This window comes from Pseudomonas sp. BE134, from assembly GCF_031456105.1.
Lineage (GTDB): Bacteria > Pseudomonadota > Gammaproteobacteria > Pseudomonadales > Pseudomonadaceae > Aquipseudomonas.
Map to the genome: position 1 here is coordinate 81598 of NZ_JAVDUA010000011.1, position 25504 is coordinate 107101.

25 protein-coding genes and 1 pseudogene are annotated in these 25504 nt (G+C 55.8%); 18 read left to right on the forward strand and 8 right to left on the reverse strand.

The genetic code is table 11. From position 1 onward, the window contains the following. Window positions 1-5: 5 nt before the first annotated feature. Together J2Y56_RS11510 and J2Y56_RS11515 are read right to left on the reverse strand one after the other, a co-directional pair. Window positions 6-1043, reverse strand: a complete 1038-nt coding sequence (locus tag J2Y56_RS11510) for a dienelactone hydrolase (protein ID WP_310350200.1) — start codon at window positions 1041-1043, stop codon at window positions 6-8. 250 nt (window positions 1044-1293) lie between these two features. Next, on the reverse strand, window positions 1294-1905 hold the full coding sequence (locus tag J2Y56_RS11515; RefSeq protein WP_007949372.1) for an FMN-dependent NADH-azoreductase: 612 nt from the start codon (window positions 1903-1905) through the stop codon (window positions 1294-1296). Window positions 1906-2034: 129 nt separating this feature from the next. Here J2Y56_RS11515 and J2Y56_RS11520 point away from each other — a divergent pair, with 129 nt between their 5' ends. Both J2Y56_RS11520 and J2Y56_RS11525 read left to right on the forward strand, forming a co-directional pair. Then, entirely contained in the window at window positions 2035-2943 is a 909-nt protein-coding gene (locus J2Y56_RS11520; protein WP_007949373.1) for a LysR substrate-binding domain-containing protein, read from the forward strand. Then, on the forward strand, window positions 2940-3299 hold the full coding sequence (locus J2Y56_RS11525; RefSeq protein WP_310334477.1) for an MmcQ/YjbR family DNA-binding protein: 360 nt from the start codon (window positions 2940-2942) through the stop codon (window positions 3297-3299). Before J2Y56_RS11520 ends, J2Y56_RS11525 begins: the two co-directional genes overlap by 4 nt. On the opposite strand, the gene J2Y56_RS11530 is transcribed toward J2Y56_RS11525, so the two are convergent. Beyond that, on the reverse strand, window positions 3296-3727 hold the full coding sequence (locus J2Y56_RS11530) for a DUF1294 domain-containing protein (RefSeq protein ID WP_007949375.1): 432 nt from the start codon (window positions 3725-3727) through the stop codon (window positions 3296-3298). The genes J2Y56_RS11525 and J2Y56_RS11530 overlap by 4 nt on opposite strands. Then, window positions 3724-4554, reverse strand: coding sequence for an undecaprenyl-diphosphate phosphatase (locus tag J2Y56_RS11535; RefSeq protein ID WP_150778475.1), 831 nt, complete (start codon window positions 4552-4554; stop codon window positions 3724-3726). Before J2Y56_RS11535 ends, J2Y56_RS11530 begins: the two co-directional genes overlap by 4 nt. Before the next feature lie 299 nt (window positions 4555-4853). Between J2Y56_RS11535 and J2Y56_RS11540 the strand changes: the two are divergent. The 10 genes and pseudogenes from J2Y56_RS11540 to J2Y56_RS11585 form a co-directional block, all read left to right on the forward strand. Beyond that, window positions 4854-5171 (forward strand): annotated as a pseudogene (locus tag J2Y56_RS11540) (methyl-accepting chemotaxis protein); the annotation flags it as partial. 326 nt (window positions 5172-5497) lie between these two features. Further along, window positions 5498-7084, forward strand: a complete 1587-nt coding sequence (locus tag J2Y56_RS11545) for a hypothetical protein (protein WP_310350203.1) — start codon at window positions 5498-5500, stop codon at window positions 7082-7084. A 415-nt stretch (window positions 7085-7499) separates the two neighbouring features. Further along, entirely contained in the window at window positions 7500-8063 is a 564-nt protein-coding gene (pnuC, locus tag J2Y56_RS11550) for a nicotinamide riboside transporter PnuC (protein WP_310350205.1), read from the forward strand. After that, complete coding sequence (locus tag J2Y56_RS11555; protein WP_007949381.1) at window positions 8060-8584, forward strand: AAA family ATPase; 525 nt, start codon at window positions 8060-8062, stop codon at window positions 8582-8584. Before pnuC ends, J2Y56_RS11555 begins: the two co-directional genes overlap by 4 nt. A gap of 327 nt (window positions 8585-8911) precedes the next feature. Then, on the forward strand, window positions 8912-9367 hold the full coding sequence (locus J2Y56_RS11560; RefSeq protein WP_007949382.1) for a hypothetical protein: 456 nt from the start codon (window positions 8912-8914) through the stop codon (window positions 9365-9367). Beyond that, complete coding sequence (locus J2Y56_RS11565) at window positions 9364-9936, forward strand: hypothetical protein (RefSeq protein WP_007949383.1); 573 nt, start codon at window positions 9364-9366, stop codon at window positions 9934-9936. Before J2Y56_RS11560 ends, J2Y56_RS11565 begins: the two co-directional genes overlap by 4 nt. A gap of 51 nt (window positions 9937-9987) precedes the next feature. After that, the gene (locus J2Y56_RS11570) at window positions 9988-11553 is read left to right on the forward strand and encodes a hypothetical protein (RefSeq protein WP_007949384.1); all 1566 of its coding nucleotides are present in this window, start codon (window positions 9988-9990) and stop codon (window positions 11551-11553) included. 61 nt (window positions 11554-11614) lie between these two features. Beyond that, entirely contained in the window at window positions 11615-12295 is a 681-nt protein-coding gene (locus J2Y56_RS11575) for a C39 family peptidase (protein ID WP_007949385.1), read from the forward strand. 31 nt (window positions 12296-12326) lie between these two features. Beyond that, entirely contained in the window at window positions 12327-13073 is a 747-nt protein-coding gene (locus J2Y56_RS11580) for a hypothetical protein (protein WP_310350207.1), read from the forward strand. A gap of 48 nt (window positions 13074-13121) precedes the next feature. Continuing rightward, a complete protein-coding gene (locus J2Y56_RS11585; RefSeq protein ID WP_310350209.1) occupies window positions 13122-14402 on the forward strand; it encodes a hypothetical protein in 1281 nt (426 codons plus the stop codon). Between the two features lie 90 nt (window positions 14403-14492). On the opposite strand, the gene J2Y56_RS11590 is transcribed toward J2Y56_RS11585, so the two are convergent. Then, window positions 14493-15818 carry a sigma-54 dependent transcriptional regulator gene (locus J2Y56_RS11590; RefSeq protein ID WP_007949390.1) on the reverse strand — a complete coding sequence of 442 codons (1326 nt, stop codon included), beginning with the start codon at window positions 15816-15818 and terminating at the stop codon, window positions 14493-14495. Between the two features lie 344 nt (window positions 15819-16162). Here J2Y56_RS11590 and J2Y56_RS11595 point away from each other — a divergent pair, with 344 nt between their 5' ends. The 3 genes from J2Y56_RS11595 (at window position 16163) to nhaB (ending at window position 19573) form a co-directional block, all read left to right on the forward strand. Further along, window positions 16163-16429: a hypothetical protein gene (locus J2Y56_RS11595; RefSeq protein WP_310334470.1), complete on the forward strand. Its 267-nt coding sequence runs from the start codon at window positions 16163-16165 to the stop codon at window positions 16427-16429. Between the two features lie 274 nt (window positions 16430-16703). Then, window positions 16704-17993 (forward strand): hypothetical protein, encoded by a 1290-nt coding sequence (locus J2Y56_RS11600; protein WP_007949392.1) that lies wholly within the window; start codon window positions 16704-16706, stop codon window positions 17991-17993. Window positions 17994-18070: 77 nt separating this feature from the next. Beyond that, window positions 18071-19573 (forward strand): sodium/proton antiporter NhaB, encoded by a 1503-nt coding sequence (nhaB, locus tag J2Y56_RS11605; protein ID WP_310350214.1) that lies wholly within the window; start codon window positions 18071-18073, stop codon window positions 19571-19573. Window positions 19574-19599: 26 nt separating this feature from the next. Here nhaB and zwf read toward each other — a convergent pair whose 3' ends face one another. Then, the gene (gene zwf, locus J2Y56_RS11610) at window positions 19600-21123 is read right to left on the reverse strand and encodes a glucose-6-phosphate dehydrogenase (protein ID WP_310350217.1); all 1524 of its coding nucleotides are present in this window, start codon (window positions 21121-21123) and stop codon (window positions 19600-19602) included. Continuing rightward, window positions 21111-22100, reverse strand: a complete 990-nt coding sequence (gnd, locus tag J2Y56_RS11615) for a phosphogluconate dehydrogenase (NAD(+)-dependent, decarboxylating) (protein WP_310350219.1) — start codon at window positions 22098-22100, stop codon at window positions 21111-21113. Before gnd ends, zwf begins: the two co-directional genes overlap by 13 nt. A gap of 270 nt (window positions 22101-22370) precedes the next feature. Between gnd and J2Y56_RS11620 the strand changes: the two genes are divergently transcribed. The 3 genes from J2Y56_RS11620 (at window position 22371) to J2Y56_RS11630 (ending at window position 24884) form a co-directional block, all read left to right on the forward strand. Beyond that, a complete protein-coding gene (locus J2Y56_RS11620) occupies window positions 22371-22553 on the forward strand; it encodes a DUF6026 family protein (protein WP_007949399.1) in 183 nt (60 codons plus the stop codon). Between the two features lie 192 nt (window positions 22554-22745). Continuing rightward, complete coding sequence (locus J2Y56_RS11625; protein WP_007949400.1) at window positions 22746-24482, forward strand: phosphoethanolamine transferase CptA; 1737 nt, start codon at window positions 22746-22748, stop codon at window positions 24480-24482. A 192-nt stretch (window positions 24483-24674) separates the two neighbouring features. Then, on the forward strand, window positions 24675-24884 hold the full coding sequence (locus J2Y56_RS11630; protein WP_007949401.1) for a hypothetical protein: 210 nt from the start codon (window positions 24675-24677) through the stop codon (window positions 24882-24884). Between the two features lie 65 nt (window positions 24885-24949). Here the strand turns inward: J2Y56_RS11630 and J2Y56_RS11635 are convergent, their stop codons facing one another. Further along, entirely contained in the window at window positions 24950-25447 is a 498-nt protein-coding gene (locus J2Y56_RS11635; protein ID WP_310334466.1) for a GNAT family N-acetyltransferase, read from the reverse strand. Window positions 25448-25504 lie beyond the last annotated feature (57 nt).

Here is a 25504-nt window from a genome sequence, read left to right on the forward strand (position 1 = left end):
GTGGGTTATTGATCTGCGGTTTGCAGGCCCGCCCGGGTCGCGATACCCAGCGAGCGAGTGAAGAAACGCCCGGCCTCGGAAATCATGTCGCGATGAATGACTGCGCGGTCGACACCATCGGCGTCGGTGCACAACCCCGGGGTGTTGACGATCTGCTCGTCATTGCACGGCGCCATGAACACGAAATGCCCCGCGCCAGCCAACAATTTGAAGTCCGGTGCAATCGGCAGTTTGCGCGCAAGCGCCGCAGCGTTTTTGTCGAACGCCACCAGCTGGTCGCCGTCGCCACTGTAAAGCAGCACCGGTACATGCACGTCGGCCAGGGTGTGACGGCCGAATTTCAAACTCAACGGCGCCATCAACATCAATGCATGCACACGTGGGTCGGCCACGGGTTGCAGGTCATCGCGGTCGACGATCAGTTCGCCTTGGGTGTTGCAGGCATCACGGTCGTCCGGACGCTCCTGGCAATAGCGGCGCAGGCGATCCAGATCAGGCGTGGCACCGGACAGGATCAACGCCGTCTCACCGCCCGCCGAATAGCCGATCACCCCGACCTGATTGGCATTGACGAACGGCGCGAGCATGCGATCGCCCAACGTGGCGGTAATGGCTTCGGAAATCTGGATGGGACGGCCGTAAAGGTTGCTCAACGTACCGAGGCGGCTGTGGTCTTTGGAGTTGTCACCGGGATGAATCACCGCGACTACCACAAAGCCTTTGCGTGCCAGCGATGTGGCGAGGTCATGCAGGGCCAGGGGGGTTCCGGTGTTGCCGTGGGACAGCATCAGCATCGGGAAGCGCCCGATAGCCACAGGAATGTCTTCACCGGCTTCGACGGTGTAACCCTCGATTTTGCTAGTGTGTTCCCGGTCGCTGGAGGGGTAGAACGCGATGGCGCGCATCGGCTGCAAATCGAGGGGGTCGAGAAAACTCATCTCATGGAAGCCGACGCTCCAGTGAGGATGCGGCGCAGGCGCGGCGTGCACTGCATTCAGGCTGCTGAGCAGGCAAAACAGTAACGCTGCACAAAGACGCACCATAAGGATGCCCCCACCTTTGTTACTTGACCGGAAAGCCCGTTCTCCTCGGTTTAGCGAGGCAGCGGCCTTGTACCAGCAATGTGCGGCTACCAAGGTCAGCGCAGAACGGGGACGTTAACCCGCTGCTGCATAACCTGGGCCACAACCTGAAACGACCAGAAACAAAAAACTCCGTATCTGGCACTTGCGTGATCAGAATACAGAGTTTTTTGGGGCATTGCCTGAGCAGTTTGACGTCTTTTACGCAGCCTTATGCAGCGGCGAACAATTGCTCGCTGATTTGCGCTTGAGCGTCGCTCATGGCTTTGGTACGCACTTCGTCACCGTAGGCCAGGCCATGGGCACGGACGAATTCGATGTCGGTGATACCAATGAAGCCGAACAGCACTTTCAAGTACTCTTCGTGAGCCACGCCCGTGGCCTGGCCGGCATGCAGGCCACCGGAAGTCGACACGATCACGACTTTCTTGCCACCGCACAGGCCTTCGGGACCGGCTTCGGTGTAACGGAAGGTCTGACCCGCAACAGCGATGCGATCGATCCAGGCCTTGAGTTGGGTCGGGATGGTGAAGTTGTACATTGGTGCGGCAATCACGACGGCATCGGCGGCGAGGAACTCAGCCAGGGTGGTGGCGCTCAACTCGGCTTCGTGCTGTTGGGCGGCATTGCGCAGTTCGGCGGTAGTACCGGCGGCGACCAGTGTCGTGGCGGAGAAATGGCTGATGGCATCGGCAGCCAGATCGCGGTACGTGACCACGGCGTTCGGCTCTGCGGTTTGCCAGGCTTTAACGACTTCGCTGCTCAGCAGGCGGGAAGCCGAGTTATCACCAAGAATGCTCGAATCGATATGCAACAGTTTCATGTGGGATCTCCAGGTGAGGACCGCCACGGGGCGATCTGATGGAAAGAATCCTACAGACGAAACCAATAGATGATTAGACCGCAACAATGCGATAGTTCGTCCCACTGATAGGACAATCGGACTGCCGCCATGCAAGACCTCAATGATCTCTACTACTTCGCCAAAGTCGTTGAAGCCGGCGGCTTCGCGGCTGCCGGGCGTTTGCTGGGGATTCCCAAGTCGCGCTTGTCGCGGCGTATTGCCGAACTGGAAGAGCGCCTCGGCGCACGCCTGCTGCAACGCACCACCCGCCAACTCAAGCTGACGGCCGTGGGCGAGCGCTACCTGCGGCACTGTCAGGCGATGCTGCTGGAAGCGGAAATGGCTGATGAGGCGGTGGCCAGCATGTCCAGCGAACCGCGCGGGCGACTGCGGGTGTCCTGCCCCGTCGGCCTGGCGCATGAGAGGTTGCCGACGGTCATCGCTCGGTTTCTTGAAAAATACCCCCAGGTACAACTGGAAGTCATGTTGGTCAACCGCCGGGTCGACCTGGTGACCGAAGGCGTCGACGTCGCCCTGCGGGTGCGTGAGCTGGGCGACGAAGATCCGCTGTTGGTCACCCGACGTTTGCGTCAGGCGCAAATGGTCATGGTCGCCACCCCCGAATTTTTGCACGGACGGGACATCAACCACCCCGAAGCGCTGAAGAGCCTGCCGATACTCGGCGCCCTCGAAGCCGACCGCATGGTGCATATCCGGCTGCTGGATCAACAGGGTAAAAGTGTTGAGCTGAGCCTGGAAGCGCGGCTGGGTATCGACGACTTCATCGTGCGCAAGGCTTGTACGCTCGCCGGCCAGGGTTTTACCTTGCTACCCATGATGTATTGCGAGCAGGAGCTTGAAGCGGGCTCGCTGCTACAACTGCTGCCCGATTGGTCATTGCCTGGCGGCTGGCTGCAGGCGGTCTACCCTCACCGGCGCGGGGTGATGCCAGCGGTTCGTGCCTGGCTCGACCATTTGATCGAATCATTCAACGCCGGTGGGGACCGATTGATATGAAAGCGGCACGCATGAGCGAAGAGGATGTCGCGCGTTTCTGTCTCGCGCTGCCGGGTGCCAGGGAAGATTACAAATGGGGCGGTGTGCGGGTGTTTTCGATTGCCGGCAACAAGATGTTCGCGCTGCAAAACCTGCGCGGCGATTCCCTCGCCTTCAAAGTCGACAAAGACCTGTTTCTGGGACATTGCGACCGGCCGGGCATCCACCCGGCTCCCTATTTGGCGAGAGCCCAGTGGATCATCATGCAAACGCCCTACCCGCTGGGCGCCGAAGAGCTGCAAGGCTTGTTGCAACGGTCCCACCAACTGGTAGTGAGCAAGTTGCCCAAGCGCACCCAGGTGGGACTGCTGCTTTAAAACAATGCCAGCAGGTTCGCACCGAGGAACAACTGATCGATCCAGAACACCTCGTGCAGCAACACAATCAGCCAGAACAGCAGCTGATAGGAGACTTTGCGGGTCTTGTGTCGAAACAGCTGCTGGGCCAGCAAGGCACCGGGCCAGCCGCCAGCCAGCTCAACCGCGTGCAAGACGTTTTCCGGTGTGCGCCAGCTGTCGGCGCGGGCCTTGCGCTTGTCGCTCCAGTACAGGAAAAACGCCAGCACACTGACGATTGCGTACGCCGCCAGTGGAATCAACGACACCCCACGCAGCCAGAGCGACACCGAACCAAACAGCGGCAGTGCGCAAAGCACTGCAAAAACCAGCAGTTTAAGCCGTGGATTCTGAATGTTCTCTCCCCCGGGCTTGCGTCCGGGGTTGCGGCGCGCGCCGGCGTCACTCATGGCTTGACCGCAGCCCAGTCGACCCAGCCAAACTGCCAGGTGGCCAAAATCACCAGGCCAAATACAATGCGATACCAGGCGAATGCCACGTAGGTGTGGCTGGCGATGAACTTAAGCAAGCCACGGACCGCAATCATCGCGAAGATGAAGGCCGTCACGAAACCAATCGCGAACACTGGAAAGTCCGCTGGTACGAACAGGTGACGATATTTGAAACCCGAATAAACTGCCGCTGCGACCATGGTCGGCATCGCCAGGAAGAACGAGAATTCAGTCGCGGTCTTGCGTGACAGACCGAACAACAACCCGCCAATGATGGTTGATCCGGAACGCGATGTACCAGGAATCATCGCCAGACACTGGGCGAAACCGACTTTCAGCGCATCCTGCCAAGTGATCTCGTCGACGGTTTCGGCATGCACTTCATGTTGGCGCTTTTCGGCCCACAACATAATCACCCCGCCCACCACCAGCGCTGAGGCGACGGTAATCGGGTTGAACAGGTAGTGGTGAATCAAGTCGGAGAAAATCACTCCTAGTACCACAGCCGGCATAAAGGCAATCAACAGGTTGGCAGTAAAGCGCCTGGCGCCTGGTTGCGTCGGCAACCCGGTGACCACATCAAGAATTTTACGGCGAAACTCCCATACCACCGCGAGGATCGCACCCAACTGGATAATGATGTTGAACGCGATAGCGCGTTCACCACCGAAATCGAGCAAGTCGGCCACGATGATTTGGTGTCCGGTACTGGAAATGGGCAGAAACTCCGTCAGCCCTTCCACTACGCCAAGTATCAATGCCTGAAAGGCGGTCCAAAGATCCATCAATCCCCCAAGAAGCGATGCCCCCAAGCATGCCCCGTTAGTTTTCCTAAACGTTTATCGCGCTGAGCTTAGCTGAAGTTCCCCGCGAACAGGATCCAGACAGAGCCGTAAAAATCCCGTGAAAATCCATTGAGGACTCAGGTTTTTCCGCGCGGGGCCGAGATCCTATCAGACAAGCCTTTATAGCGCTGCCGCGTAGTAGGACTTGGGTCGCATAAACCTGCCCCAAGGCTCAGAAACCCAGCACGTGGCGCAGACCGCCAGTGGCATTTTGAACGACTACCACGACTTGGAAACGGCAAGCTACCCGGACCGGTGAGCTGGGTCGAGGATTTGCGGTGGTGGCCGATGAAGTGCACCTGCTGGCCCGGGGCACGCAGAAGTCCACGGCCGAAATCCAGTCGATAATCGAACGCTTGCAGAGTCATTCGGAAGCGGCGGTCAAAGTCATCGACGACAGCAGCTGTGCATCACGATTGACAATCGAACAGGCCGACCTGGCCGGTGCAAGTCTGAATGCGATTAGCCAGGCGTTGCGCAACCTCAACGGTTTGAACGCCTATATCGCCAGCGCGACATTGCAGCAAGCCCATGTGGTGGTGGACATCAATACAAACGATGAACCCGGTGGCGCCGGGCTTCCCTCGCCACAATTGTGCTTCTGCATTTCTGCCTACTAAAAATGTAAATACTCCCCGAACAAGATCAGCGTGTGGTCACTACGCGAAGTGCCTCGGATAAAGTGCACAACTATCTACCTCGTAACTGGGGCCGAAGTGAGCGTTTTATAGAAGCCGGATTTTTATTGCTCGATAACAATACTGCTAAAAATATTCAAGCAGTCTATTTTCGGCCGAAATCAAGAACGTCGCAGTCACAATGGTATAAACCCATAAAAAAGCGATTTAACTTAAGACTCTAAGCCTATAGAAGGAGCATCAATATGCTAGCAGGACTAACAGGAAATCCATTATCAACCACCTACTCCACAGGAAGTGATGCTGCACAATTAGACCCGGTGAGCCATTGGGAAAAGAACGCCCCTAAAAATGAAGATCGGAGTTATATCGCAAGTCAAATACGAGATGCATGCTCAACCGGAACTTTGGAGATATGCGCTTATGATATCTCTTCACTACCTCCACTTCCGAAAGAGTTGTCATCACTGACAATTCATTGTATCGGCGACAAACTAAGTTCGCTCCCACCCCTACCAAACGATTTAAAACAGCTAAAACTAATCAATATTCCAAACCTAGAAATACCATGTTTTCCAGAGAATCTAGAAGACATCACACTCATAAACTGCAAGAACATTGAATGTTTTCCTAAATTGCCTACTGGGCTATTGCACCTATCAGTCGATAGCAATTTTGTGGTTCCTCTTCCAGAAGGATTGTTGACGCTAAAACTTGATGACTGCAATGGACTCTCAGCCATACCAAAACTACCTGACAGTTTGAAAAAACTTCAGATATATAAGTGTAAAGACCTTGAGATATCAAGCCTTCCAAATAACTTAGAAGAAATCACTCTAGAAAAATTCAGTAATATTAAGCAACTAAAACTACCTGATGGATTATTGCGTTTTTCAGTCAATAGCTATTTTGTGCCTGCGCTTCCAGAAGGATTGTTATCGCTTTCACTTGAGATTTGCGATGGACTTTCAGCTTTACCTGAACTACCTGGCAGTTTGAAGACGCTGGAAATAAAATACTGCGACGAAGTAAAACTCCCTACAGAGCTGCCGAGCGATCTCTCACAGATACTATTGTATTCAAGCAGTAGAACAGACTGGGACATACAACCACAAAACATTCCACCCAATGTCAATATTGCCACTAATGGCAAAGTCAAAATTAACCCGGAGTGCCTTAAAGTTCCGGGTGTAACTTACGATAATACCTCTATCGATGCAACCATGCATTTTCGCCCTGGAGATATAGTGTATGGCACAGCGCATGGAAGGGGGCCAGTATTTCGCGCCATCAATATTTTAAATGATTTCTCAGATAAAGACATAGTAATGCAAAACACACTAACCAACGCAATTTGGGATAGCAAGTCTTTTTCGAAGTTTCGTTCAGACGAAGAAATCAAACAGACCTTAAATGACTATGATAGAGCGATGGATTTTAAAAGCTTCCTGGAAAACCACGAAAGATACAACGTTACAAACATACAAAAGTTTAACACCCTTACCATCACAGAACGACTTTCAAAAACAAGTAAGGCGGGGCTTGAGTTCCAAACCAGCGTGCGAGAAAAATCGGTGATTTTTTGTGTGGACCATCTTGTAGACTCCATCCCAGATATTGCAAGTAAAAGCGGCCCTCATGGTCAGGCTATAACCGCACATGAATTGCGCTGGATTTATCGACACCGCGACGATGATAATGTGAAAGAAAATGTTAAGTTTTTTTTACGCGGCGCTCCTGTTTCGCATGAGTCGGTTTTTTCATTGACTGGGTGGGATAAATATCAACCTAAATACACGACAAAAATACCAACTGATCACGTCGCTCTGTAGGGATCACCCCCAGAGGTGAAAAACGCAACCCTCTGTCAAACACACCTTGCGACTCCAACTATTTAAGGGCGATTGTGTCCGCGTATTTTTACTCGAACACAATCACCCTTGACGCTAGCAGCCAGAATAATTAATACATCTTTGTATTTTTATCATGCTCAGCTTCGCCTGTTGACCAAACTGATAACTGACTCCGCCACCAAGCTAGTTGCGCACAACACGCAATGCTTTGCGTACGTATTCAAACATTGCCCACAACAGGCTTTTGCCTAATATCCAATGTTTTGTTTTTAATAAGTTATTTCCAGTATATTTAGTAAAGCCAAGTCCTGCCTACTGATTTTGCCTGACTAACACTTTTTGTTGTCGTCTAGGTACAATCCGCCCCCCTACTTCGCTTTCCCAAGGATCCTCCATGTCCGGGCTTGAACTGTTTGCCGCCGCCCTCGGTGTCATCGCCGTCTGGTTGACGGTCAAACAGAACCCTTGGTGCTGGCCGATCGGTCTGGTCATGGTGCTGCTTTATAGCTGGATCTTTTTTGAGGTGAAGCTGTATTCGGACATGCTCCTGCAAGTGATCTACGCCGCGCTGCAGCTCTACGGCTGGCGGCAATGGACTCGCGCAGGCGAGGCGAATACCGGCCGGCAGGTCAGCCGGCTCGACGCAAAGTCGGTGGCCCTGTGCCTTGCTGTGGGCGCGCTGGGCAGTGTGCTGCTGGGCGCCGCCATGGCGCACTGGACCGATGCCGCCCAGCCATGGCTGGACGCCGCACTGACCGGCTTCAGCCTGGTCGCACAGATGTGGATGGCGCAAAAACGCGTGCAATGTTGGCCACTGTGGATCGCCGTTGACGTGATTTTTGTCGGGCTGTTCATCTATAAAGGCATGTACCTCACCTCTGCCCTCTATGCCTTGTTCCTTCTGCTGGCCGTGCTAGGCTGGCGTGAATGGCGTGCCGACCCGGCATTACGCGCATGAAGGTGCTGGTGCTCACGGGGCCTGAATCCAGTGGCAAAAGCTGGCTTTCGGGCGAGATTCACGCCAATTTCGGCGGCATTTTGGTCAATGAGTACGTTCGGCATTTCATCGACAGTAATGTGCGCAATACCTGCTACGATGATATTACGTCGATAGCACATGGCCAGTTGGCTTGGGAAGATGAAGCACGAGCCCAACAGCCGTCACTGCTGATCCTCGATACACATCTCTTAAGCAATATCCTTTGGAGTCACACGTTGTTTGGCGGTTGCCCGACATGGATCGAGCAAGCACTGCTGGAGCGTCACTACGACTTGCATTTGCTGCTGAGCCCTGAGACCGTGGCTTGGCATGACGACGGCCAGCGTTGCCAACCGCAACTGGCAGAACGCCAGGCGTTTTTCCAGGCAAGCCGCCAATGGCTTGACCTGCACCGCCAGCCTTGTCAGGTACTGCAAGGTGATTGGAAACAGCGCAAGGATGAGGCATTTGAGGCTGTGTCACGCTTGCTCACGGTGTGACGAGGCGCGCCCTAGCGAAAATGTCCATCCCTGAAACACCCAGCACCGCGCAGAACCGCGAGCTAAAGCGGTCCGGGCACTATAACCAGAAAATGTTAAATCACTGATACAACCTGCCTTCACCGACTTTGGCGAGCAATCGCGCGAACATGGCCGGCGCGCTTGCGTGGGCGCTGTTTCAGTGGCGATACAGGAATGTTTTTATCACCTCAACATTCAAAGGCAAGTGACTGTTTTTATAGGAAGATCCAAAACCGGCACACCTTCTGCTCTATATATGGCAGCGCTGATAGGGCCAGCGCTCCACTTACAGAAGGAATTGCCGCTGTGGGGAAATTTGATAAAGGTATCTATAACTTCCTTATTATCGGATGTGCACTGGCCTCAAGTGTCAGCCTGACCGTACTGGCTGACTCTTTACCGGGTACCAACGGGATCATAATCATCAAACGTGATGTTCAGACGCGAAACGCGACGATCCCTCCGTTGGTTCCGGACCCTGACCCCACAACCGTCAATGCCAATCCGTCCCAACATATCCTCAAACAAACGAACGAGTTGAGCGATGGTGACTTCGCCAACGTGGCCAGTGGTGCAGGCATCAATCGCCTGGTTGCTCAAGGCACCAACAACCTGGGCGGCAATATCACCAACCAGACCCAGCTGACCAACCTCCCCGGTGGACGTTCGGGAAATGGCGGCAACGGCATTGCCAACATGGTCAATTCAAGCGTCGCCAAAGGCCTGAGCCCAATGATGAACATATTGGGAGGCCAAAAATGACTCGTACGCTGCTGACTATCGCCATGTTCTGCAGTGCATCGACCTTCGCCCAATCCCCCGTCGTCAACAACGCCAACATCGACGGTTCAGGTATGCAGTACCAGGGCAACCTCTCGGTCAACCAGGCAGCCGGTGATCAACAACAACAGGCTAACGCCCGCGCCATCGCGGCTGGCCATGGAGCCAGCGCGACCACCCAGATTCGCCAACGGTTGCGCTCCCCTGTCGACCCCGAGATGGATGCCCGGTCCAGCATCCAGGGCGACTCCTTCAGTCATGGCAACGGCATCCTGGGTGTCAACCAAAGCACCGGTGCCAGTAACCAGCAAGCCAACGCACTGCGTATCAGTATCGGTACGCAGCCGGAAAGTATCGACGACAGCGTCCTCATGCAACAGAACGTGGCGCTGTTCAACAACTTTGATCCAACTGACCCTGCAGCAGGCTATCGCCAAGTCACTACTAGTGACCAGGCCTTCACTGGTAGTCGTGGGGTAATTCAGTTGAATCAGAGCGCCGGGGTGGGAAACCGAATGGCAAACACTCTGAGCGTACGGGTCGCGGATTGACCCTAGTAGGTAAGAACAACACTTAACCTAAAACAAGTACGGAGAATCACCATGAAACCTTCAATGGCAATAAGGCCTCTGGTTTTCGCAATTGCTGCGGTCATGGCTGTTGCTGTACAAGCTGCCCCGCGTCACCATAATCATGACAACGATGATGACAACAACGGTGGCCAACAAAACAACCAACCTCCTCGTCCAACAATGATCCCTATCAGCGCGACGGCCAATGCGAACGATAGGCAACGCAGTACTGGCAACACCATCCGTAACGAAGGGACTATCAACTCAGCCGAGATGAGCAGTTCTGGCGATGGCACAAGCGGCAACGTTGGCGTCAACGTGGCTGCAGGCTCTGGCAACCAGCAAGACAACGCAGCCGCCATCGCAAACGCTGCCTCCGACTCGAGTCTGGATAACAGCTTCGTGTTCGGTACTTCCGTTGCCACGGCTAGCGTTATTCAATCCAGCAACAATAACAGGGTCAACAACTACGGAAGCACCAACACTGCCACGATGAGCGGATCGGGCAATAGCGGCAGCGGCAATATGGGTATCAACATTGCTGGTGGCGACCTTAACCAGCAGAAAAATACCATGGCAATTGCCAACTCCAATGCTCCATTGGGTAACGCAAGAGCTACCGCTTCTGCCGATCAAAACGGTCCTGGCCTGACAGTCAACAACAACGCCGATCGCACCTACCGCGTAGATACGATCACCGTTACCAACACCGCCAGCGGTAGTTTCTCTCGAGAAAATGCGTTCGAGCTCAGCGGCAGTCAAAGCGCTTCTTCGGGCTGGAACGCCGCCGGTGCAAAAAGCAACAGTGCCAGCGGCTCCCTTAACGTGGCTGTAAGCGGCGCCAAGAGCAGCAGTGCCAGCGGTTCCAACAACAGTGCTTCGAGCAGCACCCACAGCAGCAGTGCCAGCGGTACCAACAGCAGCGCTTCGAGCGGCACCAACAGCAGCAATGCCAGCGGTACCAACAGCAGCAATGCCAGCGGTTCTAATAATGCTGCTTTGAGCGCTTCGTTGAACGCTAGCCTGGACGCGGCGGCGGCAGCTTCCAACTCCACTACCTTCGGCAATCGCACCCGCAGCAGCAGTTCCGAGGCATCGTTAAACGCTTCGCTGGGTGCAAATGTTGACGCATCGCTAAACACTTCGTTCGACCGTTCGCGCGACTCCTCGTTCGACAGGTCGCGTGATTCCTCGTTCGACAGATCGCGCGAATCCTCGTTCGACAGAACCCGCGACTCCGCGTCCAGCAGTTCGCACGAATCTTCGTACGACAAATCGAAAGACTCGTCTTTCAGTAAATCGCTCGATGCATCGTATGAAAAAGCCAGCGCCTCGGCGTACGAAAAATCGGGCAGTAAATCGTCCGAGTCTGAGTTCGCCAAACAGGGAGGCTTCAGTGAAAGCAGCTCCTATGATTTGAGCAACACCTACTCTTATCAAGTGCTGACTCCAACTGGCTGGGCAAACCCTGTGACCAACACTGCAACCCTGAGCGGTTCGGTGAATGGCGGCAGTGGCAACCTGGGTGTCAACGTAGCTGCTGGTGTGGGTAACCAACAAAGCAACTCGCTGGCCATTTCCAACCAATCGTTCTAAATGCTAGCTCTGGAGGCCCCCTTATGGGGGCCTTTTTAAAACAACCAGAAGGCGTTCAACCATGCGTATCATCGCCTTGGCATTTTTGCTTTGCGTGGCCAGCGTGAGCGAGGCTGCACAAATGCCGTTATCCGTCCTGCCTGGCGGCGCGGTGGTGTACAAGCCGATCCAAAGCATCCGCGAGCGTAAATTTGCCGACCTGGTCCAACAGAAAACCGACTTCAGTTGCGGCGCAGCTGCGCTGGCGACCATTTTGCGCCAGGCCTACTGGCTGGACGTGAATGAAGAACAAGTCATCGAAGGCATGCTGGCTCAATCCGATCATGATCTTGTCCGCGTTCAGGGCTTCTCGATGCTCGACATGAAGCGTTACGTGGAAAGTATCGGCATGCGGGCCCGTGGTTATCGGGTATCGACGGAGACGTTGAACGAAATCAAAATTCCGGTTGTGGTCCTCTTGGATATCCGTGGCTACAAACATTTTGTGGTCATGCAAAGAGTGCATCAGGGCTGGGTCTATATCGGAGATCCGGTACTTGGCCATAAACGCTACAAAGTCGACGACTTTGTCAAAGGCTGGAACGGCATCATCTTTGCCGTCATTGGCCAGGGCTACGACAAGACCAATGCGCTGCTCGACCCGCCCCTGCCACTAACCGCCAGGAATCGCGTCAACACCTTCAACCCGGTGCAAGACGCAGAATTGATGGATTTCGGATTCATTCAAAGCGACTTCTTCTAATAACAAGGAGCACGATGCTCCGGGAGCACCCATGAAGACTCCAATGTGGCTGGTCGTGGTCTGCCTGACCGCCAGCCTGCCAATCCAGGCTCAGACATTCAAACCCATTGAACTGAGCGATCAGGAACTGTCGGTTTTGCGAGGTCGCTATGTCATGCCGGGACGGATCATCAGTTTCGGCATTGCCATGACCAGTACCTGGCAAAATGCCAACGGTGAAGTGATCGGGGCAACTTCCTCGATGCAAATTCAACAATCGACCATCACGCCGCAGTTTTACGTGTCGATGATCGACGAAAAAGGAAATGGCTCGGCGCGTTCGCCAAACATCGGAACCGGTACCGTCACTGGCGGCAGCGGCCTCAACAGCACCGAAGGGGTCACTCAAGTCGTGCGTGCTGCCGGCGACAATAACATTGCCTACAACAACGTTGACATCAACGTCACAAAGGCTAACCAGGCACCGGCATTGCAACAGCAGGGCCAGGCACTGGCCGCAGGCTCGACGTTGATCGGCGCCAATGGTGCGGGCTCCCTGAGCGTGTCCTCGACCGGTACCGGTGTACAACTCAACATCGTGGCCAACAACAACCAAGGCAGTACCGTACAACGTCTGGCCCAGGGTGGGCTGATGCAGAACGCGACGTTACTCGGCGGTGGCAACCAGGTCCGCAACCTCACGTCCCTCAATGTCGTACTGCGGGACAACGTGCCGACAGCCGGTTCGCTTAACGGCAATCTGGACCAGCTCAAAGGTCTTCGCGCTCTCGGATTCTGATCTACGCTGAGTTTCACCAGATGGAGTGTCAGAAGGGACGGCTAACCCATGCAACGATCGTTAACGTTCAGAGTTGTTGTTTGTTTGAGTAGCCTGGCACCGGCCACTCTGCTTTACGCAGCATCGGACCCTCAAGTCGAAGCGCTGAAACAACAACTCATGGAGTTGAAACAGCGTTACGAAGCACAACAGCAAGCGCTGATGGTACTCGAACAGCGCGTTCGTCAAGTCGAAGAAGCTCCTGCTACCCCTGTTCCCCAACGCCTGACCAAATCCCCTGCTGAAACAGTCAAGGGTGGCCAGACAGTGGCCGCCGGAGCGCCGGGAACCACTGGCAGTTCATACGGCCAATCGCTCCAGGATGACTCGCAACCGGCACAAAGCGTTTCCAACCTGTACGACGAGGCCAGTGGCTTCTTCGGCGGCGGCAAGTTCAGCGTCGAAACCGGCCTGACCTACACCCACTTCGATACCCGTGCACTGACGCTCAACGGCTTCCTCGCACTGGACTCGATTTTCCTCGGCAACATCAACCTCGACCGCATCAAGGCGGATAACTGGACCCTGGACCTCACCGCCCGCTACAACGTGGCGCAACGTTGGCAGTTCGACATTAACGTCCCCGTGATCTATCGCGAATCAACGTACTCCTCCGGTGGCGCTGGTGGTGCAGGTCCGGTGACGTCGGACGCAACCGTTACACGCGACCCGACTATCGGCGATGTGAACGTTGGCGTTGCTTACAAGTTTCTGGATGAGACCGCCAATCTGCCCGACTCGGTCTTTACCCTGCGCCTCAAGGCGCCGACCGGTGATGATCCTTACGGCATCAAGCTGGTCAATGACCCCAACAACGATAACCTCTCGGTACCCGAGGACTTGCCTACCGGCAATGGTGTCTGGTCGATCACCCCGGGTATCTCGCTGGTCAAGACCTTCGACCCGGCCGTGCTGTTCGGCAGCCTGGCCTACACCTACAACATGGAAGAATCTTTCAGTGACATCAGTCCTCAGGTCAATTCCAAGGTGCCTGGGGACGTGAAACTGGGCGATTCCTGGCAGGTCGGCGCCGGTATTGCATTCGCCTTGAACGAAAAAATGAGTATGTCGTTTTCGTTCACTGATCAGTTCGCCAGAAAGAGCAAGATCAAGCCGGACGGTGGCGATTGGCAATCAATCACCAACAGCGATTACAACTCGGCCAACTTCAACATCGGCATGACCCTGGCAGCCTCCGAAAACCTGACGATCGTTCCCAACCTGGCCATCGGCGTCACCGAAGATGCGCCAGACTTTTCCTTCAGCCTGAAATTCCCGTACTACTTCTAACTAGCGCACACAAAAAACCCGCTTTTTTCGGCGGGTTTTTTCGTTTTACTTGCGGCTTGCGGCTTGCGGCTTGCGGCTTCCAGCTACAAATCAGCGTATCTGATGCTTGTGCAATAAACGGTAGAAGGTAGGTCTGGATATCCCCAGTACCTTGGCGGCGATGCTCAAATTATCGCTGTGGCGGTTAAGTACATCGCATAAGGCCTGGCGCTCTGCCCGGTCCTTATAGTTTTCCAGCGTGCCCATCGGCACCGCGATCGTATGGTGACTGATCAACCCCAAGTCTCGCGCCTCGATCTGCCGACCTTCAGCCAACACCAGCCCGCGTCGTACCCGGTTGGCCAGCTCGCGCACATTGCCTGGCCAGTCATGCTTGCCCATGGCAATCAGCGCGTCATCGCTGAAACTGCGAGGACGGCGGCCGGTTTCATGGCTGTAGAAGTGGGAAAAGTGGTTGGCCAGCATCGATAAATCAGCAAGGCGCTCACGCAGTGGGGCGGTATCGACTTGCAGTACGTTCAGGCGGTAGTACAAATCTTCGCGGAAGCGATTTTTCTCGATCATGTCCTCAAGGTCTACGTGAGTCGCCGCCAACACCCGCACATCCACTGGAATCGGCTGACCGCCACCGACACGCTCGATGTGTTTTTCCTGCAGGAAGCGCAACAGATGGGCTTGCAGCTCCAAGGGCAAGTCACCGATCTCATCCAGAAACAGCGTGCCGCCATTGGCCGCTTCGATTCGTCCGACCTTGCGTTGATGAGCGCCGGTAAAGGCCCCCTTCTCGTGCCCAAACAATTCGGACTGGATCAAGTGTTCAGGAATTGCGCCGCAATTAATCGCGACAAAGGGTTTGTTGTGACGCTGGGATTGTTTATGGAGTGTGCGGGCGACCAGTTCTTTACCAGTACCGCTTTCACCACGAATCAATACCGGAGACTCGGTGGGCGCCAGCTTGCTCAGCAATTTACGCAGTTCACGAACCGGCTTGCTATCGCCCAGTAGCTCGTGTTCATTCTGTTGGACGTGAATCGTGCCCTTCCCGCGCAGGCGCGCCATGCCGAACGCCCGCCCCAGCGTGACTTGAACCCGGGACACGTCAAACGGCAAGGTATGGAAGTCGAAAAACCATTCACAAACGAAATCCCCGACATTCTGCAAGCGCAGAATTTCCTGATCGAGCACGGCGATCCACTCAGTGCCACTGCGACTGATCAACTCTTTGACGGGCTCGGGGCGTTCCAGATGAAAAGGTTGTAAGCGCAACAGGCCAACGTCGCAGGTTAGATCGGTGGCGTTCTCCAAAGAACTGCTGTCGACATCCCAGCCCACAGAGCGCAAACCCGGTAACAGACGATGACAGTCATCGCAGGGGTCTACTACTAACAGACGTCGTAACGCAGGCGTTTCGATCATGACTGTTCCTTGACGCCAAATTTTAGGAATTATTCGAAAAAACAGTCATTTGGCGGACCTGGCTGTAACATTAGCAAGAATTTGACAGGCCCTTGTATCGATTGATTATAGAAGCACTACTTAGTTAGTTATAAGAAGGTTTTTTTGTGAGTTACCTGACGAGTCAAATCTTTCGGTCAGCTTTCAAAAGATGCGTTTGCGTTGCGCATTTGAAAGAAACTTGAAATTTCTTTTGATTGTGTGTGACCTGACCCGCTGTTGGGGGCATCAGTACAAGTAACCAGCCGCACGGTAAGCCCAACCGACGGCACATCACTTGATTGGGCATACAGAGAGAAGACCCCATGACCGCCCCGCTCCGTATCAACGAAGCTCTTTTGATTGCCGACCGCGCGTTCCAGCCTTTCCACTGCGTCGCCTGGGCTCAACAAGATGGCAATGGCGAGCTTTGCATCACGGTCATTGACCGCACCAATACCCATATCGGTCACACCCAGATCCCCAGCAGCGCCTATTGCGACCCGGTAAAACTCGAACACCTGCTTCAGCAGGCCCGAGCCGAGCTGAGCCAGGAAGGTTATCAATTACAGTCATGGTCCATGCCGCACTAAGGGCGATTGCGGATTACTACAACGTAGTCCGCCCCTTCGCCTGTTATCAAGTTGGCTGTTTTCAACAGTAACAGCGCGCCCCCACTGCAACTTCGCCGTATCGAATTACTTGGCAGACTTGTCAGTGGTACGAAAAGACACTGTTCTGGCACACAGTGACCCTCCGCCTGTTAGTTATGACAGTTGTGCGATCGATCATTCAGGGATTGAATGTTTAGCAGACAGTTGCCCTCCCGCCCCTCGGGTTTCGGTCAGCTCGCAAGGAGATGCGTGCATGCCACACCAAACGGCTTTTGCCCTACCTGCATCACGGAACATCGCTGGCGACCTGGATCACAGTTTCGCCTCCAGTGGCAAAACTCAAGTGTATTTCGCCGGTAGCCTTTCAAGTATCGCCAACGGCGTGGAGATTGACGCCAATGGTCGCCTGCTGGTGGCGGCGACCGTCGGTATGCCGAATGGCAGCTGCTTTGGCCTCGCTCGATTACTTGAGGATGGCTCGGCGGACCTCGCATTTGGCACCAATGGCAGCGTTATCGGGCAGTTCCAGCACGGTCACGAGGCAATGGCGGGCAAAGTCCACGTCCTCGCCAATGGGCATATTCTGGTGGCCGGCCTGCACTATGAAAACGCTCATCGAACGTTGCCCGCATTGGCGCTGTTCGATTCGCAGGGCCATCCCGTCGAACACTTTGCCGACAACGGGCTTTGCGTCGTACGCCTGCCGGGGAACCTGTCCCTGGGCATGCGCGATCTCTGGCTCCCCCCTGGCGTCCCGGGCGCCGAAGGCTGCGACGTACAGGTCCAGGCTGACGGCCGAATCCTGCTGCTGGCCAATCATCATTTCGAACTGGCTGATCATGTCGGCCTGCTGATCTGCCTCACCCGCCAGGGCGCGTTGGACACGTCCTTCAACGGCCGCGGGTTTGTCATCGTCAGGCACTTGCTGATGAACTCCTGGCTCAGCAGCCTGATGGTGCAACGCGATGGCCGGATAATGGTCGGCGGATCGGTCAATTTCCCCGAAGAAGGTTTGCTGGCCCGCTATCTTCCTGACGGTCATCTGGATGAATCCTTCGCGGCGGATGGTTTTATGACGTTCAGGGCTGCGGAGCGCGGCGCTCAGGTCAGCCAGATCATTGAACAAGACAATGGCGACTTGCTGTGTCTTGGCAGCAGTCGCGACCCCATGAACTGCCTCGCCTTGAAAGTACACAGTAATGGTCACCCGGATGTTCATTGCAACGGCGGTAAGCCTCAGCTACTGAGCATTGGACGCAACAGCTGCCAGTGGACTGCCGCCCGGCGCCAGTCAGATGGCCGTGTAGTGGCGGTCGGCGCCACCCTCGGCGGGATTGAAGCCGATTTCCTCCTGGCCCGCTATTTACCCAGCGGGCAACCAGACCCTGGCTTTGCCGAAGGCACTTGCTGGGTTCGCACGCGTCTGGGCCGCTGCCTGGACACCGCGACGTCGGTGGCCATTCAGGCTGACGGTAAAGTTGTCGTGGGCGGTTATTCATTGGATGGCAACTACAAGGCCGTTGTAGTGCGATACCTAAGTTAGACCGGACTGCTTCCCCGAGCTTGATATTCCCATCTTGTTACGGCAAGTTGCGCGCTACTTTAAACAAGGAGTAGCCGATGTCCGGTTCAATGACCCAGGCGTTCACGCATAACTTTCTCGGCAACTCACCTCGCTGGTACAAGGCAAGCATTCTCGGTTTCCTGATAATCAACGCTCTGGTGCTATGGACGGTCGGTCCGGTCGCAGCCGGTTGGTTGCTGGTGCTGGAATTCATCTTCACCCTGGCGATGGCGCTCAAGTGTTATCCGCTGATGCCCGGCGGACTGCTGCTGATCGAAGCACTGCTGCTGAAAATGACCACGCCACAGGCGCTGTATGACGAACTGCTGCACAACTTTCCGGTCATCCTGCTGCTGATGTTCATGGTGGCCGGTATCTATTTCATGAAAGACCTGCTGCTGTTTCTGTTCTCGCGCTTACTGCTGGGGGTTCGCTCCAAGGCACTTCTGGCGTTGATGTTCTGCTTCCTTTCGGCATTCCTGTCGGCCTTCCTGGATGCCTTGACCGTGACGGCAGTGATTATCAGTGCGGCCATGGGGTTTTATTCGGTCTATCACCGAGTCGCTTCGGGCAATGATCCACGCCAGGACAGCGAGTTCACCGATGACCAGCACTTACCCGCACTTCACCATGCAGACCTCGAACAGTTCCGCTCCTTCTTGCGTAGCTTGTTGATGCACGGTGCCGTGGGCACGGCATTAGGCGGCGTGTGCACGCTGGTGGGTGAACCACAGAACCTGCTGATCGGCCATGAAATGGGTTGGCATTTCGCCGAATTCTTTTTGAAGGTGGCCCCGGTTTCGCTGCCGGTGCTGGTCGTCGGCCTGGTGACCTGCGTGTTACTGGAGAAACTGCGCTGGTTCGGTTACGGCACCCTGCTGCCGGACAACGTGCGCGCGGTGCTGGCCAACTATGCTGACGAAGACAACGCCGAACGAACCTCACGCCAACGCGCCGCCTTGTTGGTGCAAGGCACCGCTGCGCTGATCCTGATTGCAGGGTTGGCGTTCCACATCGCGGAAGTCGGCCTGATCGGGTTGATGGTGATCGTCCTGATCACTGCGTTCACCGGCATCACTGACGAGCATCGTATCGGCAATGCGTTCAAGGACGCTATGCCGTTCACTGCGTTGCTGGTGGTGTTTTTTGCGGTGGTGGCGGTGATTCACGACCAGCAATTGTTCACTCCGCTGATTCATTGGGTATTGACGCTGCCAACCCATCAGCAACCGGGCATGCTGTTTATTGCCAACGGCTTGTTGTCCGCCATCAGCGACAACGTATTTGTGGCGACCATTTACATTACTGAAGTTAAACATGCGTTTATCACCGGCCAAATGACCCGTGATCACTTCGAGACGCTGGCCATTGCAATCAACACCGGGACAAACCTGCCCAGCGTAGCGACACCCAATGGCCAGGCCGCGTTCCTGTTTCTGCTGACCTCGGCGATTGCACCGCTGATTCGCCTGTCATACGGGAGGATGGTGTGGATGGCGTTGCCGTATACGGTGGTGATGGGCGGATTGGGCTGGTATGCGGTGAGTTTCTGGCTGTAACACAGACTTAAACTGCACCCCGCCCCTCATCCAACGCTATGCCAGACGCGACCGTCACGGGCCAGCAGCTCATCGGCATCGGCAGGGCCGTCCTCACCGGCCGCGTAATGCTGAACCGTCGCGTCCTGCTGCCAGGCATCGAGGAACGGCTGTACGGCGCGCCAGCCGTTCTCAATGTTGTCGGCGCGCTGGAACAGCGTCTGATCGCCGGTCAGGCAATCATATATAAGGGTTTCGTAGCCGGTGGACGGCTGCATTTCGAAGAAGTCCTTGTACGCAAAGCCCAGTTCGATATTGGCCATCTTCAACGCCGGGCCAGGCCGCTTGGCCAACAGGTCGAACCACATACCTTCGTTAGGCTGGATCTGGATCCGCAGGTAGGTCGGTTGCAGCTCATCGACTTCGGTATCACGGAACTGCGCATACGGCGCCGGTTTGAAGCAGATAACGATCTCGGTATCGCGCACGCTCATGCGTTTACCGGTGCGCAAGTAGAACGGCACACCGACCCAACGCCAGTTGTCGATCATGACTTTGAGCGCCACGTAGGTTTCGGTGGTGCTGTCGGGCGCCACGTTGTTTTCCTGGCGATACCCCGGCAATGGCTTGCCGTCGACTTCGCCAGCGGCGTATTGCCCGCGGACCGAATTGGCCCGTGCCTCCTCGGTAGACCAAGGGCGAATGGCCCCCACGACTTTGGCTTTTTCACCACGGACCGCATCGGCGCCAAACGCGGCCGGCGGCTCCATTGCCACCATCGCCAATAACTGAAACAGGTGATTGGGCACCATGTCCCGCAAGGCGCCGGTGTGTTCATAAAAACTGCCACGGGTTTCCACGCCGACGGTTTCGGCGGCGGTTATCTGCACGTGGTCGATGTAATGGTTGTTCCAGAACGCTTCGAACAGGCTGTTGGAAAACCGGCTGATCAGAATGTTCTGCACGGTTTCCTTGCCCAGGTAGTGATCGATCCGGTAGATCTGGTTTTCCGTCATCACCTTGAGCAAGCACGCATTCAAGGCTTCGGCGGTTTGCAGATCGGAGCCGAACGGTTTTTCAATGACCACCCTTCTGAATGCTTGCGGCGTCTCTTGCAGCAAACCCGCCGCGCCGAGCCGACGCACTACTTCGCTGAAAAAACGTGGCGCGGTCGCCAGGTAAAAGACCGCATTGCCGGTGCCGCTGGCGGCGATTTTCGCCGCCAGCGCTTGATAAGTGCTGTCGTCCAGGAAGTCGCCCTGGACGTAGCTGATACCTTGGGCCAGTTTGGCCCACGCCTGCGGATCAAGGGCTTGATCGCCCTTTCCGACCTTGGCCGCCACTTCGCTTCGAATAAAGTCTTCGAGCTTGCGGGCAAAGGCGTCGTCAGTGATGGCGTTGTGGTCAACGCCGATGATCCGCAATCCATCCCCCAGCAGACCGTCGCGACTCAGGTTGTACAGCGCCGGCATCAGCAGGCGCTTGACCAGGTCACCGTGGGCACCGAACAGGAACAGCGTGGTCGGTGGTGCGGGTTCTGCCTTGGATTTATTGCGGATCAGACGGGGCATTTTTTCGAAGTCTCCACATGGCCGCCGAAGCCGAAGCGCTGGGCCGATAGAATCTTGTCGCCAAAGGTGCCCTGGCCGCGCGAACGGTAGCGGGAGAACAACGAGTTCGACAGCACCGGCACAGGCACCGATTGCTCCATGGCGGCCTCGATGGTCCAGCGACCTTCACCGCTGTCAGCCACCGAACCGGAGAAACCGTCGAGTTTCGGGTCGCTGGCCAGCGCGTCGGCCGTCAGGTCGAGCAGCCAGGACGAAACTACACTGCCACGGCGCCAGACTTCGGCGATGTCGGCGACGTTCAGGTCAAAACGCTGGTCTTCCGGCAGGTTGGTGCTGGCTTTGGTTTTGAGAATGTCAAAACCTTCGGCGAAGGCCTGCATCATTCCGTATTCGATGCCGTTGTGGATCATCTTCACGAAATGCCCGGAACCTGCTGGGCCGGCGTGTATGTAGCCACGTTCCGCGCGATCGTCATCGGACTTGCGGTCCTTGGTGCGCGGAATATCACCCATGCCCGGTGCCAGACTATCGAACAGCGGGTCCAGGCGTTTCACCACGTCGGCGTCGCCGCCGATCATCATGCAATAGCCGCGTTCCAGACCCCAGACGCCGCCGGAGGTGCCAACGTCGATGTAGTGCAGGCCTTTTTCCGCCAAGGCTTTGGCCCGGCGAATGTCGTCTTTATAGAAGGTGTTACCGCCGTCGATGATGGTATCGCCGGCTTCGAGCAAGGTGCTCAGGGTGTCGATGGTGTCTTCGGTCGGTGCGCCAGCAGGCAGCATGACCCAGACCGCTCGCGGCTTCTCCAGGCCAGCAACCAGGGCCGGCAGGTCAGCGGCGCCCGTAGCGCCCTCGGCCGTCAAGGTTTCGATGAAGGCGGTATTGCGGTCGTAAACGACAGTGGTATGCCCATTGAGCATCAGGCGCCGCGCAATATTGCCGCCCATGCGGCCCAGTCCAATGATCCCGAGTTGCATGTGCTGATGCTCCCTACTACAAATAATGTGTGTCAAAGGTTATAGCCCAACGTGACTCATGGGGTTAGTCCAGAGCGTTGGCACATAGTTTCCGGGCATTGTGCCCGATCCTGATGGATAACGTCGGTAATCACACCGAAGACACAACGACCATGAAAAATAAAAAAGTTCCCTTGGCGATAAAAAGAATTCAAAATCAGCGCCGATAGTGGATCAGCACCCTCTCACAGGGCAGGTCTACAGTTGAGTCAGCCATTTGCGAGGTGAGCAATGGGCACAGTACACGCAGCACGACCCGCACAAACTCTTTACGTCACGATCCATCGCGAGGAATTGCGCCAGTTGAAAGAAGAGCGCGACCTCTTGAAACAGGAACTCGCGCAACTGCGTCAGCTGACTCAAGGCACTCAGACGACACCCCTGCCCATTAAACAGCGCGCCCCCCACGCCTGATTTTTCAAGTCATTCGGAGACAGCCTTCCGCTGTTTCCGCCCCCGCCTTTCCCCTGCGACACACGCTTTCACAATTTCTTCACATTTGCTTATTGATACTGCCAATCATTATGGCCGCTCGGTTCTCGTGCGGTTTTCTTTCGTCGGCAATGGATGGCTCGACGTCGTAGTGATTTCTGGCTGGAGCGTTGCATGGCTTTGTTTAAACGCAGCAATACGTCTGCGGAAGGTTTCGATTGGGCAGGTTTACTCTGGTTATTTCTGTTCTTCTGGTATTTCTCCGGCATCACCCAATTACTTATCCAACTGACCGGTACTTCGGGCTTCACCGGGTTCCGTCAGGCCTTTGTCATGAGCGCCATCTGGCTTGCGCCGATGCTGTTGTTCCCTAAACAGACGCGCGTAATGGCGGCAGTGATCGGCGTCGTGCTCTGGGCCTGCTCGATGGCCAGCCTGGGTTACTTCTTTATTTATCAGCAGGAATTTTCCCAGAGCGTCATCTTCATCATGTTCGAGTCGAACATCTCTGAAGCTGGCGAATACATGACCCAGTACTTCGCCTGGTGGATGGTCGCAGCGTTCCTCGCCCACACGCTGTTCGCTTATTTCCTGTGGACTCGCTTGCGCCCGATTTATCTGCCGCGCTGGAAAGCGCTAGTGGCGGCGACAGCCGTTGTGATTGCCGTGGTTGGTTACCCGCTGGTCAAGCAGACCGCGCGTACCGGCAGTTTCGCTGAAGGCTTCGATAAGTTCGAAACCCGCATCGAGCCTGCCGTGCCATGGCAGATGGTTGTGGCTTACCACCGTTATCTCCAGACCCTGGCGGGCATGCAGGACATGTTGCACAGCACGAGCAAGATTGCTCCGCTGAAAAACCTGACGGATACGATGGCCAACCAGCCCGCCACCCTGGTGCTGGTGATCGGCGAGTCCACCAACCGTCAGCGTATGAGCCTCTACGGTTACCCGCGTCAAACCACGCCGGAACTGGACAAGCTAAAGGATCAATTGGCGGTCTTCGACAACGTTATCACCCCGCGCCCTTACACCATTGAGGCGTTGCAGCAGGTGCTGACCTTCGCTGACGAAGAAAACCCGGACCTTTACCTGTCCACGCCGTCGCTGGTCAGCATGATGAAACAGGCGGGTTACAAGACGTTCTGGATCACCAACCAGCAGACCATGACCAAGCGCAACACCATGTTGACGACCTTCTCTGAGCAGGCCGACGAGCAGGTGTACCTGAACAACAACCGTAACCAGAATGCCGCCCAGTACGATGGCGACGTGATCGAGCCGTTCAACAAGGCCCTGGCCGATGCGGCGCCGCGCAAACTGATCGTTGTGCATTTGCTCGGCACACACATGAGCTACCAGTACCGCTACCCTCCGGCGTTCGACAAGTTCACCGACCGCAAAGGTGTGCCGGCCGGCGTGCGCGACGATCAGGTGCCGACGTACAACAGCTATGACAATGCCGTGCTGTACAACGATTTCGTGGTGTCCAGCCTGATCAAGGACTACGCCAAGTCCGATGCGAATGGCTTCCTGCTGTACCTCTCCGACCACGGCGAGGATGTGTTCGACTCCGTCGGTCACACGACCCTGGGGCGTAACGAGAACAAGCCGACCGCACCGATGTACACCATTCCCTTCATGGCCTGGGCTTCGCCAAAATGGCGCGAAAACCATGACTGGAACTTTGCTGCCGACTTGAGCCGGCCTTACAGCAGCTCGCAGCTGATTCACACCTGGGCGGATCTGGCCGGTTTGAATGCTGATGAACTGGACCGCAGCAAGAGCCTGGTCAGTGACAGCTTCAAGCCGCGCCCGTTGATGATCGGTAACCCTTATGAGCGTGAAGCGCGTCCACTGATCGACTTCAGCCTGATGAAGCCGAAAACCGAACCGGCAGTCGTTCAAAAGTAGATGTATTCAGGGGCCGTTTTCGGCCCCTTTTGCTGTGTCCCTGCGCAACGCCTTTTTGCTACATACCGTCACATGAAGCCTGGACGGGAGGCTCGAACGTGCTCATTCCCATTTGAGCAAATCGGCGGATAATGTCATTTCGATATTGGTTCACGGACGAAAGGCCCCCGCTACACGTAATGGGAGATACCCATGAAACGTACACCCCTGATCCTCGCCAGCCTGTTGATCTTCAGTTCAGCCACAGCCTTTGCAGAACACGGTGGCGAACGCATGCGCTTCTACTACGAGCGTTTGCATCTCGCCCAACAGAAGGCTAATGGCTTCGAGATCAAAAACATCGAGCTGCCAGTACCTACCGATCCAACCGCGCAAATGACCGAGTCGTACAAACCGAAGTAATTCAAGCCCGCCGGGCGTCCCGAGGGGCGCCCTTTTTCATGCCTGCTCAAAACATTCGTGCGCGCTTAAAGACTCTTGGTCCAGAACAGCATGCGACCATGGGCCGGGTCGAACATGCCAGCGGCAAAACCGAACTTGCCGTAGGACGCTTGCGCAACCGTATTGCCTTCGAGGACTTCCAGGGTGATCTTGCAGCAGCCACGCTGGCGGGCAATGTCCTCAACCTTTTGCAGCATCTTCTGACTCAGCCCCAGGCCGCGAAACTGCGGCACTACTGACACGTCGTGCACGTTGACCAGCGGCCGGCAAGCGAAGGTCGAAAAACCTTCGAAACAGTTGACCAGCCCGGCCGGCGCGCCGTCGACAAAGGCCAGCACACTGAAGGCATGGGGACGCTTGGCCAGCTCCCCGGGCAATTGCAGCAGAATATCCTCGGGCAACGCCTGTCCGCCGCCCATAGGGTCTTGCGCATAGGCATTGAGCACCACACCGATCGCCTCGGCGTGTACCGGGTTGGTGTAGCTGGCCTGTAGTACAAGAATGTCTGCGGATTCCCTTTCCATCGTTGCTATCCCGTCGAGTGGTCCCGGCGCGTCACTCGCGCCGCAAAGTCGAAGGAC